Here is a 14,731-nt window from a genome sequence, read left to right on the forward strand (position 1 = left end):
GCCTTTTTGTTTAGATTTCTTCTTTGTTTAGTAAACCTTCCATAAATGGAACGAGCTGATCGCGAAGCTCTTTATCCTGCATCGCAAATTCTAGAGTTGTTGTGATAAAGCCGAGCTTTTCACCAACATCATAACGCTTGCCTTCAAAATCGTAAGCAAACACTCTTTGAATTTCATTCAGCTTTTGAATGGCGTCTGTGAGCTGAATTTCTCCGCCGGCGCCAACCTGCTGCTCTTCTAAATACATGAAGATCTCAGGAGTGAATACGTAACGGCCTAAGATGGCAAGATTAGAAGGTGCTGTGCCTTTAGGCGGTTTTTCAACGAAGTTTTTCACCTGATAACGGCGGCCTTCACTTGTCAGCGGGTCAATAATGCCGTAGCGGTGTGTTTCTTCTTCAGGCACCTGCTGAACACCGATAATAGAAGAAAGTGTTTTTTCATATTCATCCATTAATTGGCGCAACCCTGGTGTGTCAGCCTGAACAATATCGTCTCCAAGCAGTACCGCAAACGGCTCATCGCCGATAAAGTTGCGCGCGCACCAGACAGCATGTCCGAGACCTTTAGGTTCTTTTTGGCGGATATAGTGAATGTCAGCCAGGTTAGAAGCCTTTTTCACTTTTTCAAGCAGCTCAGTTTTTCCTTTTTCTTCTAGGTTTCTTTCAAGCTCAGGAGAGTAATCAAAATGATCCTCAATCGCACGCTTGCTTTTTCCTGTTACGATAATAATATCTTCAATACCGGCTTCAACAGCTTCTTCAATTATGTATTGAATGGTAGGTTTATCAACGATAGGAAGCATTTCTTTCGGCATTGCTTTCGTAGCCGGCAAGAATCTCGTTCCGAGACCTGCGGCAGGGATTATGGCTTTACGTACTTTTTTCAATTTCAAAGCACCTTCCTTAAGAACAGATTTAGGGTCACTCTTTTGAATGCAGAGTATTTAAAATGTTTGAGTTTCTTTTCTCATCAATACCCTATTTTCATTCTGTTAAACACATTTAATCATATAAGAAAAACCAATATTAAACAAGAGTCAATTCAGTGACTTTGGGGTTGAAGAAATACAAAAAAATATCATTAATTGATAGATAAAACAGTTTCACCTGATCCGGTATTTCAAGAAATATAACAGCTTCTTCATCTCTAGAGCCTGCTCAGCAAAAGTGATATAATGTAGTTCTGAAAATGTGACTGTACGAATTTATTCGAAAGGTAATAAATAGATGATGACGATTAAGGTTTCTACTCCAAAATTAGCATTTGTTTGTCAAGAGCTGAATGCTGCAAAAAAGTTTAGTATCAATACGATCGATTGGAATTATCCAATGGAAATTGTCACTTTACATCATGAGCCCAATGGGCCTTCTTCTTTTAAAGATACTGCTGTTATTAATATGTACAGCTACTTTAAAGGTTCTGAACCTCAGAAAGATAAAATCAAGCATCCGATTGAACAAGAAGGTTTAACATATATTCAAGAACCAAATAAGCCAATTTATCGTTATTACAATAATGGACGTTATATCAAATATCAAAGGTTTACAGCATCAGGAGAACTTGCTGTTATTGATTACTTTAATGAAAGCAGGCAAAGATTTAAAAGGGAAGAATATGATTTGTCTGGATATGTACACAGCTTAATGTACATGGATCTGGACACTAACAAACCGAAGCAGCATCTTTATTTAAGGGCAGATGGCACTTGTTATATGACAAAATGGTATAAGAATGATGGAACAACTGAAAAAATTGTCATTTTTGACGAAAAAGAGAATATAGTCAGTGTATTGTATTCAGAAAATGAACTTGCCCGTTATTTTCTGAGCCGCTTGATAAAGGAAGCGGATTATTTATTTATGACTTCTGAAGTTGAGTTATATACTACATTAAAATCTCTTTCAGTTGAATATTCTTCCATGTATCTAGGTTTTATAGAGACGAATGAGATGTTGGAAAACCCTGAAAAGGAAATAGGCCACCTTGATGCTTTTGTGGTTCCTTCCTTGAAGAGATATCATGACATAATTAAAAATACGGGGCCTCGCACAAATATTTATTACGTTTCTGAAGAGCCGTTTACCCGCAAGCGTTTTGTGGACAAACTAATAGATCAGGTGCCATTTAATAATCAATTGAAGGATATGAATGTTGAGCTGTTAATGGCAGAATGGCAATCAAAATCCGATTTATATCTGTCAGCCAAGGTTGAATTTAAAGGCTGCATTCCTCCCCATTCTGTTGGCCGTCATAAAATGTATTGGAAATTAAAAAATAAAAAGAGCGGCACTGAAAGCACGTTTAACGCAAAAGTAAACAGCGAGGAAGAACTAATATTTACCGTAAGCGGTACACTTCGTGTTCACTCTGTATTAGATCAGTTGTCCACCATTGAATTGTATCTCTGTTCCGAGTGGGATAATAGCTTCTTTGCATCAGGTGTGCGAATAACCGATTCAAAGGAAATTCCATTATCAGAACAAAGTATTTCAGGCTGGCAAGTTACTTTAGAAAAAGAAAATAATTATTTGCGTGTTCAGACTGCCGAGGGATTTCGGAGAAAATTAATGAAACGGCTGTTTGTAAAAAAATAGCAGACAAGGTTTTACCAGAAGAAGGAGCTTGAAGATGAGAAGGATCTTTTCACTTATATATGAAATAGACATTGAAAAAGGCGGCATTACAAGCTCTATGATGTCAAGATCTTTTACATTTGCGGAGCGCGGCCATAAAATCGATTTGGTTACACTTGATTATAAGGACAATTATGATCAAATTGAGCAAGTGCTGAAGAGCGCTGGAAGGCTGCATGCTGATGTAAATATCCTCAATATTTATGATGACTATAAAAATCAGCATAAGCATATAAAAATTGGGGAAGTGCAGCAAAGTTACTATGATCAAAATCGTAATCGCTTTGAAGAACCATATGCTGCGTATCATAATGAGGAAAAATTAGAAACGGAATACTTCAAGAATGGCTTATATATAAAAAAGAAAAAATGGGATGAGTCGGATAATCTTTTATATGTAGATCATTTCAATGAAAATATGCAAATGACAAAGCGAGAATTCTTTCAAGGCGGTTATGTAAATAAAACTGTGATTTTCGATACAAGAAGCGGAAAAATCAATCAAATTCACTACACAGCACCCGACGGTTTTTGTTATTTAACAGAATGGTACCATTTTAAAACAGGAGCCAGTCAAGGAGTTATGCTGTTTGGCCGTGATGAAAAGGAAGCTGTATTTTTCAAAAACAAGCACCAGTTTCATACACATTGGCTTGAAACGTTATGTGAGAAAGAAAAGGACCCTATTATCATCTGTGATGGAGTCGGAAGTGCTTCAAAAGTAAATGAAATGCGTGCAGGATTGGCAAAACGATTTTACTGTGTTCACTCAAATCATTTAGATTATCCTTATACGTTAGGCAGCAAAGTTCGAACCAATCATCAATATGCGATGGAGCATATTAAGGATTATGACGGGCTGATCGTATTAACGAATGAACAAAAAGAAGATATCATGAAGGATTTTGAGTCGAACAATAATATTTTTGTTATTCCTCATGCACCAAGAAGGCTTGAAAAATTACAAACGTATGAAAAGAAGAAAAACGAATTTGTCATGGTGGCCAGATATCATGAGGAAAAAGGGATCGATAAGGTCATAAAAGCAATGGGAATCGTAAAAAAATCCCGGCCGGATATTGTCCTGAATATATATGGCAGCGGTCCCGGCCATGAGGAATACCAGCAATTGATCGATGATCTTAAGTTAGATAATGTACATTTAAAAGGATATGTCGCAAATCCCGCTCCATTTTATCAGCAGGCGCTTGCCACATTATTAACATCAAAATTTGAGGGGTTTAGTCTCGCGATTTGTGAATCGTTTTCGTGCGCAACCCCTGTTATCAGTTTTGATGTGAAATACAGCCCGAGGGAGCTCATAAAAGAACACGAAACGGGAATGCTTGTAGAACCTGATAATATTGACATGCTTGCTGAAAGTATCATTTATTTGTACGACAACCCTGAGAGAGCCATTCAATATGGAAAAAACGCAAAGAACTTAATGGATACTGAATATAGTGAAGCCCGATTATTTGAAAGATGGGAAGAAGTATTTGAAATAACGAAATAGTACGTTTTTGCATCATTTTTGTTCATTATATGAGCTTTTGCGAATGAAATAGAAGCGGATAAGGATAGAGGTGTCATGGTGAAAATCACTGCAGCAGTACCCACATACAACTCAGAACATTTTATCTCCCGCTGCCTGGATAGTCTGGTTCAACAAACCATGCCGAATAATGAGTACGAAATTATTTGTGTAGATGATTGTTCACAGGATGGCACGGTTTCAATATTAAAAAAGTACAGTGAACAGTATTCTAATATAACGGTTATAGAACGAGAAAAAAATTCGGGAGGGCCGGGGGAGCCGCGAAACCAAGCGATACGTGCTGCGAACGGTGAATACATTTTTTTTATTGATTCCGATGATTATGTAGGAATCGAAGCGTTCGAGAGAATGTATCAATTTGCAAAACAGCATGATTCAGATATTGTGCTTGGGAAAATGGTCGGTGTAAACGGCAGATCGGTCCCGCAAGCTATTTTTAAGGAAACGAAACCTGAGGCGGATCTTGTAAAATCTCCGCTTGTTTACTCAATAGGACCGACAAAACTTTTTAAAGTCTCACTGCTTAGAATGCATGACATATATTTCCCCTCTAATATACAGGCTACAGAGGATCAGGTATTTGTCATGCAGGCTTATTTAGAAGCGGACAAAATTTCTGTCTTGGCCGATTATGATTATTACTATGCTGTACAGCATGATGGCGAGCATATGACGTTTGCATACGTTGCGCCTCAAAGCTACTATGGCGCAATGAAGGTAATCATAGATATGATTCGTAATAGCCGTCTTTCACATAATCGCAAAATGAAGTTTATGGCGAAATTTTTGAATCGTCATTTTGATTTTTCCAGAACAACGGACTTTACCGTAACAATCGAGGACGAACGGGAGCAGCAAACATGGATGACAGAGCTGCATCATTTTGTTGAACAAAATATACCACGGGAAATTGATAAACTTGTTCATTCTCATACGCGGTTAAAATTACACTTTGTACGCCATAATGACCTAAAGGGCTTAAAGCAGTTTGAAGCTGATAAAGAAAATATGGCCCAATATACGTCAGTTAAAAATGGTCATATCATAGCAAACTATCCCAGCCTTATCTCATATCATTTGGCAGAGAATGAACGGATTGTTGATGACAGAAACAAAATCAGTCATTACGTGAGCGAATTTCAAATGAAGGACAACACTTTCACATTAAGAGGGTCGGTTACCCACACGGCTTTACAACCAGAGCATCAAGCTATGCAAACTTTATACGGCATTTGGGTGCACCGTGATAGAAAAACTGAAAAAATCATTTCTCCAGTGTATTCCAAGGACGGAGAATTTGAATTTCTCACGAAGTTTACTGATTTGGCTATTCATGAAGAAGATATTGGTGTGTGGGATTTCTTTATTGAATCGGGGATAGACGGCTATAAAAAACGCGTCCGAATTGGCAGCAGCAGAGAACCGTATCCTTATTCAAAACATGCTAAATATATTGGGAATAACGGGGAATATGCTTTCAGCGCACGGCCGTACTTTACTAAAACCTATGATAATTTGTCGGTGGATATCAGAAAGCAGGAAGTTCTGAAAGTCGAATTCAGAGATAATGATTCGGACCAGCATTTAACGTTCGTATTTCCTGGAAGCCAATTGTTTTTTCCGAAGCAATCTTTATTATTGCTCGAATGCAATAACCAAGAGTTTTTAATACCAATAAAAAATCAAATCAGTTCAGTTGATGGGACAGTGATACAGGTTGATCGGAATCTCGTTCAGCAAAAGTTTGCTCCGGCTTATTTACAAAACACCAATATTGTTTTATCCATTAATTCTTATAAAACCACATTGGTTCCGAAAAAGGATGTCAGTGTGTACTTTTGCAGTAAAAATATTGAAAAAAAGCTATGGTGCTTTAAAATAAAGAAGAAAGTAGATCTATTTATACAATCGGACCAATCGAAATTCTATCTAACAGCCCGTTAAACAAAGAAACCAGGTGACAAATATGAAAAAACTAAAAGTTATGACTGTTTTCGGGACCAGGCCTGAAGCGATCAAGATGGCACCGCTTGTGCTTGAATTGAAAAAATATCCTGAAATAGATTCCTATGTAACGGTAACTGCACAGCACAGACAGATGCTCGATCAGGTGTTAGATGCGTTTCACATCAAGCCTGACTTCGATTTGAACATTATGAAGGAGCGGCAGACACTGGCAGAGATTACGTCTAACGCACTTGTAAAATTGGATGAGTTGTTTAAAGATATCAAACCCGATATTGTGCTTGTCCATGGTGATACGACGACGACGTTTGCCGGAAGCCTAGCCGCTTTTTACCATCAAATTGCTGTCGGTCATGTGGAGGCGGGGCTCCGTACAGGGAATAAGTATTCCCCGTTTCCGGAAGAGCTCAATCGACAGATGACAGGGGCGATTGCTGATTTGCATTTTGCTCCGACAGGCCAGGCGAAAGACAATTTATTAAAAGAAAACAAAAAGGCCGACTCTATTTTTGTAACGGGCAATACAGCGATTGACGCACTCAACACAACGGTTAGGGATGGTTACTCACATCCTGTTCTCGATCAGGTGGGTGAGGATAAAATGATTCTCTTGACCGCTCACCGCCGGGAGAATTTGGGTGAGCCAATGGAAAATATGTTCAAGGCTATCCGCAGAATTGTAGGGGAATTTGAAGATGTACAAGTCGTTTACCCTGTGCACCTGAATCCTGTTGTCCGGGAAGCGGCTCATAAGCATTTTGGTGATTCTGGCAGAGTACATCTAATTGAACCTTTAGAGGTGATTGATTTCCATAACTTTGCAGCGAAATCGCATTTTATATTGACAGATTCGGGCGGCGTGCAGGAGGAAGCCCCATCTCTCGGGAAACCGGTGCTTGTTCTGCGTGATACGACGGAACGGCCTGAAGGAGTGGAAGCGGGAACGCTGAAACTTGCAGGGACGGATGAGGAAAACATTTATCAGCTGGCAAAACAGCTGTTAACTGATCCTGATGAGTACAAGAAAATGTCCCAGGCTTCTAATCCGTATGGAGATGGAGAGGCTTCCCGCCGGATTGTGGAAGAATTGCTGTTTCATTACGGGTACCGGAAAGAACAACCGGATTCATTTACAGGCAAATAAAAAAGAAGCTTTGCACATTGTGCGAAGCTTCTTTTTGTTTTACTTTTCGAGGCTTTCCTTCAGCTCTTTTGTAATATCGGAAAGGGCGCTTTCATCAGCTTGGTAGTAGTAAATTCCATTGATTTTCGTGCCTGTACCTTTTAGTTCGTGCTGTTTAATATGTTTCCGCGCACCTTTGTAATCGGACTGGATATCCCACATGTTATCGAAGGTCAAGTTCGTTTTCACATTATCTTCAACAACTTTAAACATATCTCCGAATTTCGTGATGGAAGAAATATTAGCGCCTTTATTAATAATACCTTGGATGACTTGGCGCTGGCGGTCCTGGCGTCCGAAGTCGCCTCTCGGATCTTCTTTTCTCATCCGGGTATAAGCGAGCGCTTCTTTTCCGTTCAGCGTGATTTCTCCTTTGCCGAACGAATAACCGTCATAACTGAACGCGAATGTGCTGTTAACTGTAATGCCGCCAAGTGTATCAACAACGTCTCTAAAGCTTTCCATGTTCACTTTCACAAAATAATCAACCGGAACATCGAGGAAGTTCTCAACAGTGTCTACCGTCATCTGCGTGCCGCCGAAAGCGTATGAATGGTTGATTTTATCCATTGTGCCTTTTCCGATAATTTTTGTATACGTGTCACGCGGAATGCTGACCATGTCGGTTGTATTCGTTTTTGGGTTAACGGTCATATAAATGAGCGTATCGGCACGGCCCTTATCACCGTCGCGTTCATCCACACCCATGATTAAGACGGAAAAAGGATCTTTTTTATTGATACTGACCTCTTTATCCCTCTTTTTCGATTTATCAATGCTTTCATGAATACTTGCCACGGTTGATGCTGCTTTATGCCATAAGTAGTATGCATAGCCGCCAGTTCCGAGTACAAATACGGCCACAATGGCTAAAATGACAAGTAATGCCTTTCTTTTTTTCTTTCTTTTTTCAGCTCTCATAATAAGTCCTCGCTTTTTTGTAATCTAGTACGATTATAAGTTTCTTAATATTTGAAAACAACTAAAATTTGTCTGATTCTTTACAATAGACGGCTCCTTGTAACAAATGTTTCGGTATTTTAAGAAAATCCGCAAAAATTTTTCGTTGTTTTGAAAGAAATCTTAAAATAAGCTTAAAATTGTCGATAAAAAGTGGAGAGGTGATATAGGAATGAAAAAAATTGCTATTTTAATGTTCTCAATGCTGCTTCTTTTGTCTGCGTGCGGCACAGCTCAGAACTCATCAGGAGCAGAAACAAATTCAGACAGCCAGGAAGCAGCTGCAGAAGAGACAGTAACGAAGGAAGGCACTTTTGCCGGTTTGGCGGACAGCCATACAATTGCAGTCACTATTGATGATAAAGAGACGTCGATTCAGGTTGGTTCAGACCTTCAGGACAAAATGAACAGCATTTCAGAAGGGCAAAAAGTTGTTGTCAAATATACAAAAGATTCAAATGGCGCTTTAATGCTTAAGGATCTTGAGACAAAGTAATAAAAAACTCTTAGGGGGTTCCATGTTTTGAAAAAAATGAAGCTCTTGCTTCTATCGTCAGTCACTGCGGCGGCTGTAGCATGTCCGGCGTTTATGCAGACTGCGAAAGCCGCTGATAAAACCATTTCGGTTAAGCTGAGTAATTATGTAGGCAGCAAATCAAGTTTGGATGTCGATATCACAGGCGGATATGAAATTCCCGGCTCAAGAATTGCGGATACGGAGCGATATGGAGGATCAACCCGTTTTGATGTTGCCAATAATGTCGCCTCTGCCGGATGGACAAATCCAACGACTGTGGTCATTGTGAATCGGGACGCTTTTGCCGATGCGCTCTCAGCAACCCCGCTTGCCAAAAAGTACGATGCACCGATTTTATTAACAGACGCAGATTCGCTAACACCAAAAACAGAAAGCGAAATTGCAAAATTAAATCCTGACAATATTCTCATCATTGGCGGGACAATCAGTGTTTCTAAAAATGTAGAAAATACATTAAAAAAATATGGTTCTATCGATCGGATTGGCGGAGCAACCCGTTACGAGGTTTCTAAAAACATAGCCGATCGGATGGGGAATTACAGCCAGGCAGTAGTGGCCACAGGCATGGTCTTTACGGATGCCCTGTCAATCGCGCCATATGCTGCAATGAACGGTTATCCGATTTTACTTGCGGGAGACAATAACATCCGCAGTGATTACAAAATTCCAAGCAAGGTTACAATTGTCGGCGGTCCGTTGAGTGTCAGCACTGGTGTGGAAGCTGCATTAAAAAAGAAGGCAACTGTGAAACGGATTGGCGGCGTTTCCCGATATGAGGTATCTGCCAATATCGTTAAAGAATTAAATATGAAAGCAACAAAGGTATTTATGTCAAACGGCCAAACATTCGCGGATGCATTAACGGGATCTGTGCTTGCAGCAAAGCAGGGAAGCCCTTTACTGCTGGTTGAATCAGGCAGCCTGCCGTCACCAGTCGCTGATGTAGTAGCGTCAAAAGGAACTCAGTCATTTGCGCTGCTTGGAGGAAGCATTTCCATCAGTGATACGCTAAAGAACAAACTGGCAGATACTTTTGCAGGAACTGGATATACAGTCAAGTTAACCGGCGGAAACCTAGTGCTTTATAAAAACAGTACTGCAATCAAGACGCTTGGAACGTCTTTTGCAGCACAGCCTAAAAAATATGCAACTACAAATTCTATCAGTTTGAACGGAACGCCATATCTCGGAAACATGAAATTTACAATAGAGTCAGGCAAATATGTTCGGCCAATCAATGTGAATATCCCCTTTGAAGATTATTTAAAGGGTGTTGTGCCTCATGAAATGCCGGCCAGCTGGCAGAAAGAAGCGCTTAAAGCCCAAGCTGTCGCAGCGAGAACTTATTCCATTAATTCGGCCGGAAAAGAAGTACAAGACACCACCGCTTTTCAGGTATATGGCGGATATGACTGGAATTCAAAAACTTCAGAAGTGGTCGAAGCTACAAAAGGAAAAGTTTTGAAATACAATGGGAATTTGATTTCAGCTACGTATTCCTCAAGCAACGGCGGCTACACAGAAGCGAGCGGTGAGGTGTGGAGCAGCCAGCTTCCTTATTTAATCGCCAAAAAAGATACGTACGACCCGCAAATCAGCTGGTCTCTGTCTTTAAATAAAACCCAGCTTGATAAGAGCAGTCTGAATCTGAAAAGCCCGGGTTCATGGTGGAGCTCTAAAAATGAAACAAACTCATCATATTTGAGCGGTTTGAAAAGATGGTTTATTAAAAATAAATACAGCAATGCCGAGTCTATCAAAATCACGAAAATATCCAGTGTGAAATTCAGCACGGAGAAAACTGCCGGTCAGCGGCCGAAAACAGCAAGCGTCACATTCTCATATTTCGTGAAAGAAAAATCAAATGGCTATATCCTGTCAAATGGAAGCCTCAGTGAAAAAACAGCAACAATTACTGTACCTGCAACAGAGCTGAGAACGATGCTTGGCGCTTCCAATATGAAGAGTACATATGCTTCTGTCTCAAGCAATACAAACGCCTTTCTCATTAGCGGTAAAGGATACGGACACGGCATAGGCATGAGTCAGTACGGAGCCAATGCCAGAGCAGCTGCTGGACAATCTTATACAACAATTTTAAGTTTTTACTATCCGGGAACAACTCTATCAAGCTATTAAAAGATTGTTAGAGTCAAAGGAGGCGAGATGCCTCCTTTGTTCGTTATTTGATTTATGGATCATTATGAATCTTTGGAGGGACTATCTTTGCGGATCTTTCTTAAAAGCATACCTATGCTGATACTAGGAGTCGTGTTATTTGTACCAAATGCGTTTGCGGCCAACTCTGTTACAAGGCTGGATGGAGCAAGCAGATATGAGGTTGCAGTAAATGTATCAAAACAAGGCTGGAGCAGTGCGGGCACGGTTGTTATAGCAAACGGAACAGCGTATGCAGATGTATTAACTGCTGCACCTTTGGCTTACAAATACAATGCTCCGATTCTATTGACGGAATCATCTAAACTGACTACACCGACTAAAGACAGAATCAGCCAGCTTAAACCGAGCAAGGTCATCGTCATTGGCGGAACGATCAGTGTTTCTAACAACGTTGTAAGCGACATTAAAAAATTGGGTATTTCCAATGTGGAACGGATCGGCGGAAGAAGCCGCTATGAAGTTGCTCAAAATATTTCTAAAAAATTGTCTTCAAATTCAAAAGCAGTAATCGCAAATGGAATGGCATATGCTGACAGTCTGGCAATCGGTTCTTATGCTGCCCGTAACGGTATTCCAATTCTACTGACGACTGCAAGCTCTATTCCCGAACCAACGAAAAATGCGATGAACAGCAAAGGAACAACATCGACTATTGTGGTCGGGGGAGAAATCAGTGTCTCAAAAAGCGTTTACAGCCAGTTGCCATCACCAACAAGAATCGGCGGGAACAGCCGTTTTGAAGTGGCTGCCAACATAGCGAAAAAGTATTATTCTTCATCAAAAGCTGCATTTGTCAGCAATGGCTATCAATATGCAGATGCTTTAGCGGGTTCTGTGCTGGCGGCGAAGCAAAATCGCCCAATGCTATTTACTGACGCCGGTTCATTGCCGACTGCGACAAGAACAGTCATCGGATCAAATAGCAAGAATACCTTCACAGTTCTTGGGGGAACTATTTCAGTGACAACAAATGTCGTGAACCAGCTTAAAAATGTAATTGTAGGCAAAAAGGTATTTGTGGATGCAGGACACGGTGGTTATGACAGCGGCGCGGTAGGTAATGGTTTAAAAGAGAAAGATGTTAACCTTGCCGTTGCTAAGCTTGTAAACAGCAAACTTTCCAATGGTGGAGCCATTCCGATTATGGCCAGATCTACAGATGTTTTCTTAGAGCTTTCAGAGCGGGTTGCAAAAGCAAAAAGCAATAATGCAAACCTGTTTGTGAGTATTCACGCCAATTCAGCAACTCCTGCTGCAACAGGTACTGAAACCTACTATTATACAAAGTATGAGTCAGCGAATAGCAAACGGCTTGCGACAGAAATACAAAACAGACTCTATAAAGCACTCAATACTCAAAACCGCGGCGTGAAAATCGGGAATTTCCATGTCATCAGAGAATCAACGATGCCGAGCAGTTTAGCGGAGCTGGCGTTCATTTCAAATGCGAACGACGCAAGTAAGTTAAAGAGTGCTTTGTATCAAGAAAAAGCAGCTCAAGCAATATATGAAGGAATCATTGGATATTATTAGGGGATTAAATTAGTAGACATCAATAGCGGCTTGCCGGCAGAACCCATCAGGAATTGCCGGCAAGCTTTTTTATACGATAAAATGAGAAAAATTTTAAACCACATATGCTATGTAAAAGTTTAACAAAATTTAAGGTTAGACCTATTCTTATTGACAGATGTTTTTGATATAATTATCAGGCAAAAATATAACCGAACCATTAGGGTAGTGAGGTAATCGATGAAAATAAGCATTGTTATCCCTGTATATAATTCAGAAGATCTTATTTCCGAATGTCTTGACAGCTTAGTTAATCAAACGATGCCAAAAGAGGATTATGAGATTATATGTGTTGATGATAAATCTACGGATTCATCTTTAGACATTTTGAATCAATATAAAAAGAAATATGAAAATATAGTTGTTATTGAAAGAACGGTAAATTCAGGCGGTCCAGGTGCGCCGCGGAATGATGCAATAAAAATTGCCAAAGGTGAATACATCCTGTTTGTTGATTCCGATGACTATCTAGGCAATGAAGCATTGTTAAGATGGTACAATTTCTCAAAAGAGAATGATTCAGATATTACTTTAGGTAAGTTAAAAGGGATAAACGGCCGAGGTGTTCCCAAATCAATGTTTAAGGAAACGAACCCGGATGTTGATTTGGTTGATTCCAAAATTGTTTTTACATTGGGACCCCAAAAACTGTTTAAAGCCTCACTTTTAAAAGAAAATAAAATTACCTTCCCTACTCACATAAAAGCAGCGGAAGATCAGGTCTTCACAATGAACGCTTATTTAAAAGCAAAGAAGATTTCTGTTTCAGCTGACTATGATTATTACTATCTGGTCAAAAGAGACGGTGAGCATATGAGTGTTGCTTATGTTCCCCCAGAGAACTTTTATGGAGCAATAGAAGATATTATTTCTGCTATCAAGGCTAGTGACCTGGAAGAAGCAAGAAAAATTAAACTGATGGCAGTATTTTTAAACAGGCATTTCGATTTTTCACGGACAAAAAATGTCACAATAAAAATGAAGACAGATGAAGAAAGAGCTGAATGGTTTAAATATTTGTCTTCATTTATTCATGCAGTACCTGAAGAGGCTGATCAATTTTTGCTTCCGCATATCAAATTGCGGCTGCTGTTTATTCGGAATAATGATTTGCAGGGGTTAACCCAGTATGAGCGTGAAGAACAAGACATTAAAAAGTTCTGTGTTGTAAATAACGGGGATATAATTGCACGTTATCCGAGCTTAGAACGTTATCAAATTTCTGAAGAGTTATTAAAAGTAAATTATAAAAATAAGCTTGAACATTATCTGCAGAATATTGAATTTAGTGATCACAGCCTCAGCATTCAAGGAACCATTAAACACAAATTGTTGAATGATGAAACGAATCAAAATCAATCTCTGACAGGAGTATTTGTTCATCGCGATACAAAGGCGGAAAAATACATTGCGCCGGCTAAGTATGAAAATTCAACATTTACATTTGAGTGCAAGTTTGATGAACTGGCATCTGCAGAAGAAGATTTAGGCGTTTGGGATTTCTTTATTGAATCGTCAATAGATGGCTATAAATTAAGGGCGAGAATCGGAAACAAGCGTGCTGCGTATAAGTATTCAACAAACACGATGTATTTAGGGCATAATGCGTTGTTTGTCTTCAGTGCAAGACCATATTTCACAATGAACTACGATAATCTTTCGATTGATATAAAGAAACATGCCTATACAGAAGCAGAACTTTCATATGAAACTGAATCAAAAGATTTATCATTTATTTTTAAAGATAAGCAAATCTGTTTGCCAAATCATTCAAAAATGATTGTGAATACCGGACAGTCTGAAATCTCATTACCGGTAAAACGTATAGAGTTAGAGCCTAATTGCACAAAATTGACGGTAAACGTGCAGAGTTTGCTTGAACAGCTAGCTCATGTAAAGAAAGAGCGATTAATTGAATTTGCGATAAACACTTCTCAAAATAAAATCAGTGCAAAAGTGGATAACCAAGCAATTGTCCTGGACACAAGGAATGTGGAACGAAAATCCATGTTATTCTTTAGTAAAATGGTTGAGGTTCAATACAAGCTGTTAACCTCTAAATCAAAGTTTTATTTTCAATATTAAATGCTTCACAACGAAAAGAGACAAATCAGTAAAATGATTTGTCTCTTTTTTTA

At 39.4% G+C, this 14,731-nt stretch carries 10 protein-coding genes; 8 read left to right on the forward strand and 2 right to left on the reverse strand.

The features are described from left to right. Window positions 1-10: 10 nt before the first annotated feature. Window positions 11-889, reverse strand: a complete 879-nt coding sequence (gene galU / locus BGM23_RS03860) for a UTP--glucose-1-phosphate uridylyltransferase GalU (protein ID WP_017695322.1) — start codon at window positions 887-889, stop codon at window positions 11-13. A 340-nt stretch (window positions 890-1,229) separates the two neighbouring features. On the opposite strand from galU, the gene BGM23_RS03865 reads away from it, so the two are divergent. The 4 genes from BGM23_RS03865 (at window position 1,230) to wecB (ending at window position 7,303) form a co-directional block, all read left to right on the forward strand. Continuing rightward, window positions 1,230-2,597: an alpha-glucosyltransferase N-terminal domain-containing protein gene (locus BGM23_RS03865; protein ID WP_029726002.1), complete on the forward strand. Its 1,368-nt coding sequence runs from the start codon at window positions 1,230-1,232 to the stop codon at window positions 2,595-2,597. A gap of 34 nt (window positions 2,598-2,631) precedes the next feature. Beyond that, entirely contained in the window at window positions 2,632-4,152 is a 1,521-nt protein-coding gene (locus tag BGM23_RS03870) for a glycosyltransferase (protein ID WP_029726001.1), read from the forward strand. Window positions 4,153-4,227: 75 nt separating this feature from the next. Continuing rightward, entirely contained in the window at window positions 4,228-6,138 is a 1,911-nt protein-coding gene (locus BGM23_RS03875) for a glycosyltransferase (RefSeq protein ID WP_038427954.1), read from the forward strand. A 22-nt stretch (window positions 6,139-6,160) separates the two neighbouring features. Continuing rightward, a complete protein-coding gene (gene wecB / locus BGM23_RS03880; RefSeq protein ID WP_038427953.1) occupies window positions 6,161-7,303 on the forward strand; it encodes a non-hydrolyzing UDP-N-acetylglucosamine 2-epimerase in 1,143 nt (380 codons plus the stop codon). Between the two features lie 39 nt (window positions 7,304-7,342). On the opposite strand, the gene tagU is transcribed toward wecB, so the two are convergent. After that, window positions 7,343-8,263 (reverse strand): polyisoprenyl-teichoic acid--peptidoglycan teichoic acid transferase TagU, encoded by a 921-nt coding sequence (tagU, locus tag BGM23_RS03885; protein ID WP_015251104.1) that lies wholly within the window; start codon window positions 8,261-8,263, stop codon window positions 7,343-7,345. Between the two features lie 211 nt (window positions 8,264-8,474). Between tagU and BGM23_RS03890 the strand changes: the two genes are divergently transcribed. The 4 genes from BGM23_RS03890 to tarQ all read left to right on the forward strand — a co-directional run bounded on the left by BGM23_RS03890 (window position 8,475) and on the right by tarQ (window position 14,678). Beyond that, window positions 8,475-8,798, forward strand: coding sequence for a hypothetical protein (locus BGM23_RS03890; RefSeq protein WP_046663989.1), 324 nt, complete (start codon window positions 8,475-8,477; stop codon window positions 8,796-8,798). A 27-nt stretch (window positions 8,799-8,825) separates the two neighbouring features. Next, complete coding sequence (locus tag BGM23_RS03895) at window positions 8,826-10,979, forward strand: SpoIID/LytB domain-containing protein (protein WP_046663988.1); 2,154 nt, start codon at window positions 8,826-8,828, stop codon at window positions 10,977-10,979. A gap of 87 nt (window positions 10,980-11,066) precedes the next feature. Beyond that, complete coding sequence (locus tag BGM23_RS03900) at window positions 11,067-12,554, forward strand: N-acetylmuramoyl-L-alanine amidase (protein ID WP_046664049.1); 1,488 nt, start codon at window positions 11,067-11,069, stop codon at window positions 12,552-12,554. A gap of 219 nt (window positions 12,555-12,773) precedes the next feature. Beyond that, window positions 12,774-14,678, forward strand: a complete 1,905-nt coding sequence (gene tarQ, locus BGM23_RS03905) for a (poly)ribitol-phosphate teichoic acid beta-D-glucosyltransferase TarQ (protein WP_046663987.1) — start codon at window positions 12,774-12,776, stop codon at window positions 14,676-14,678. Window positions 14,679-14,731: the final 53 nt, after the last annotated feature.

Origin of the sequence: Bacillus sp. FJAT-14266, from assembly GCF_001719225.1 — a bacterium.
GTDB classification, from domain to species: domain Bacteria; phylum Bacillota; class Bacilli; order Bacillales; family Bacillaceae; genus Bacillus; species Bacillus subtilis.

Excerpts from the sequence above, each read along its gene's own strand:
- BGM23_RS03865 (WP_029726002.1), top strand. The coding sequence starts at position 1,230 with ATGATGACGATTAAGGTTTCTACTCCAAAATTAGCATTTGTTTGTCAA.
- tarQ (WP_046663987.1), top strand. The coding sequence starts at position 12,774 with ATGAAAATAAGCATTGTTATCCCTGTATATAATTCAGAAGATCTTATT.
- tagU (WP_015251104.1), bottom strand. The coding sequence starts at position 8,263 with ATGAGAGCTGAAAAAAGAAAGAAAAAAAGAAAGGCATTACTTGTCATT.
- BGM23_RS03875 (WP_038427954.1), top strand. The coding sequence starts at position 4,228 with ATGGTGAAAATCACTGCAGCAGTACCCACATACAACTCAGAACATTTT.
- BGM23_RS03870 (WP_029726001.1), top strand. The coding sequence starts at position 2,632 with ATGAGAAGGATCTTTTCACTTATATATGAAATAGACATTGAAAAAGGC.
- wecB (WP_038427953.1), top strand. The coding sequence starts at position 6,161 with ATGAAAAAACTAAAAGTTATGACTGTTTTCGGGACCAGGCCTGAAGCG.
- BGM23_RS03890 (WP_046663989.1), top strand. The coding sequence starts at position 8,475 with ATGAAAAAAATTGCTATTTTAATGTTCTCAATGCTGCTTCTTTTGTCT.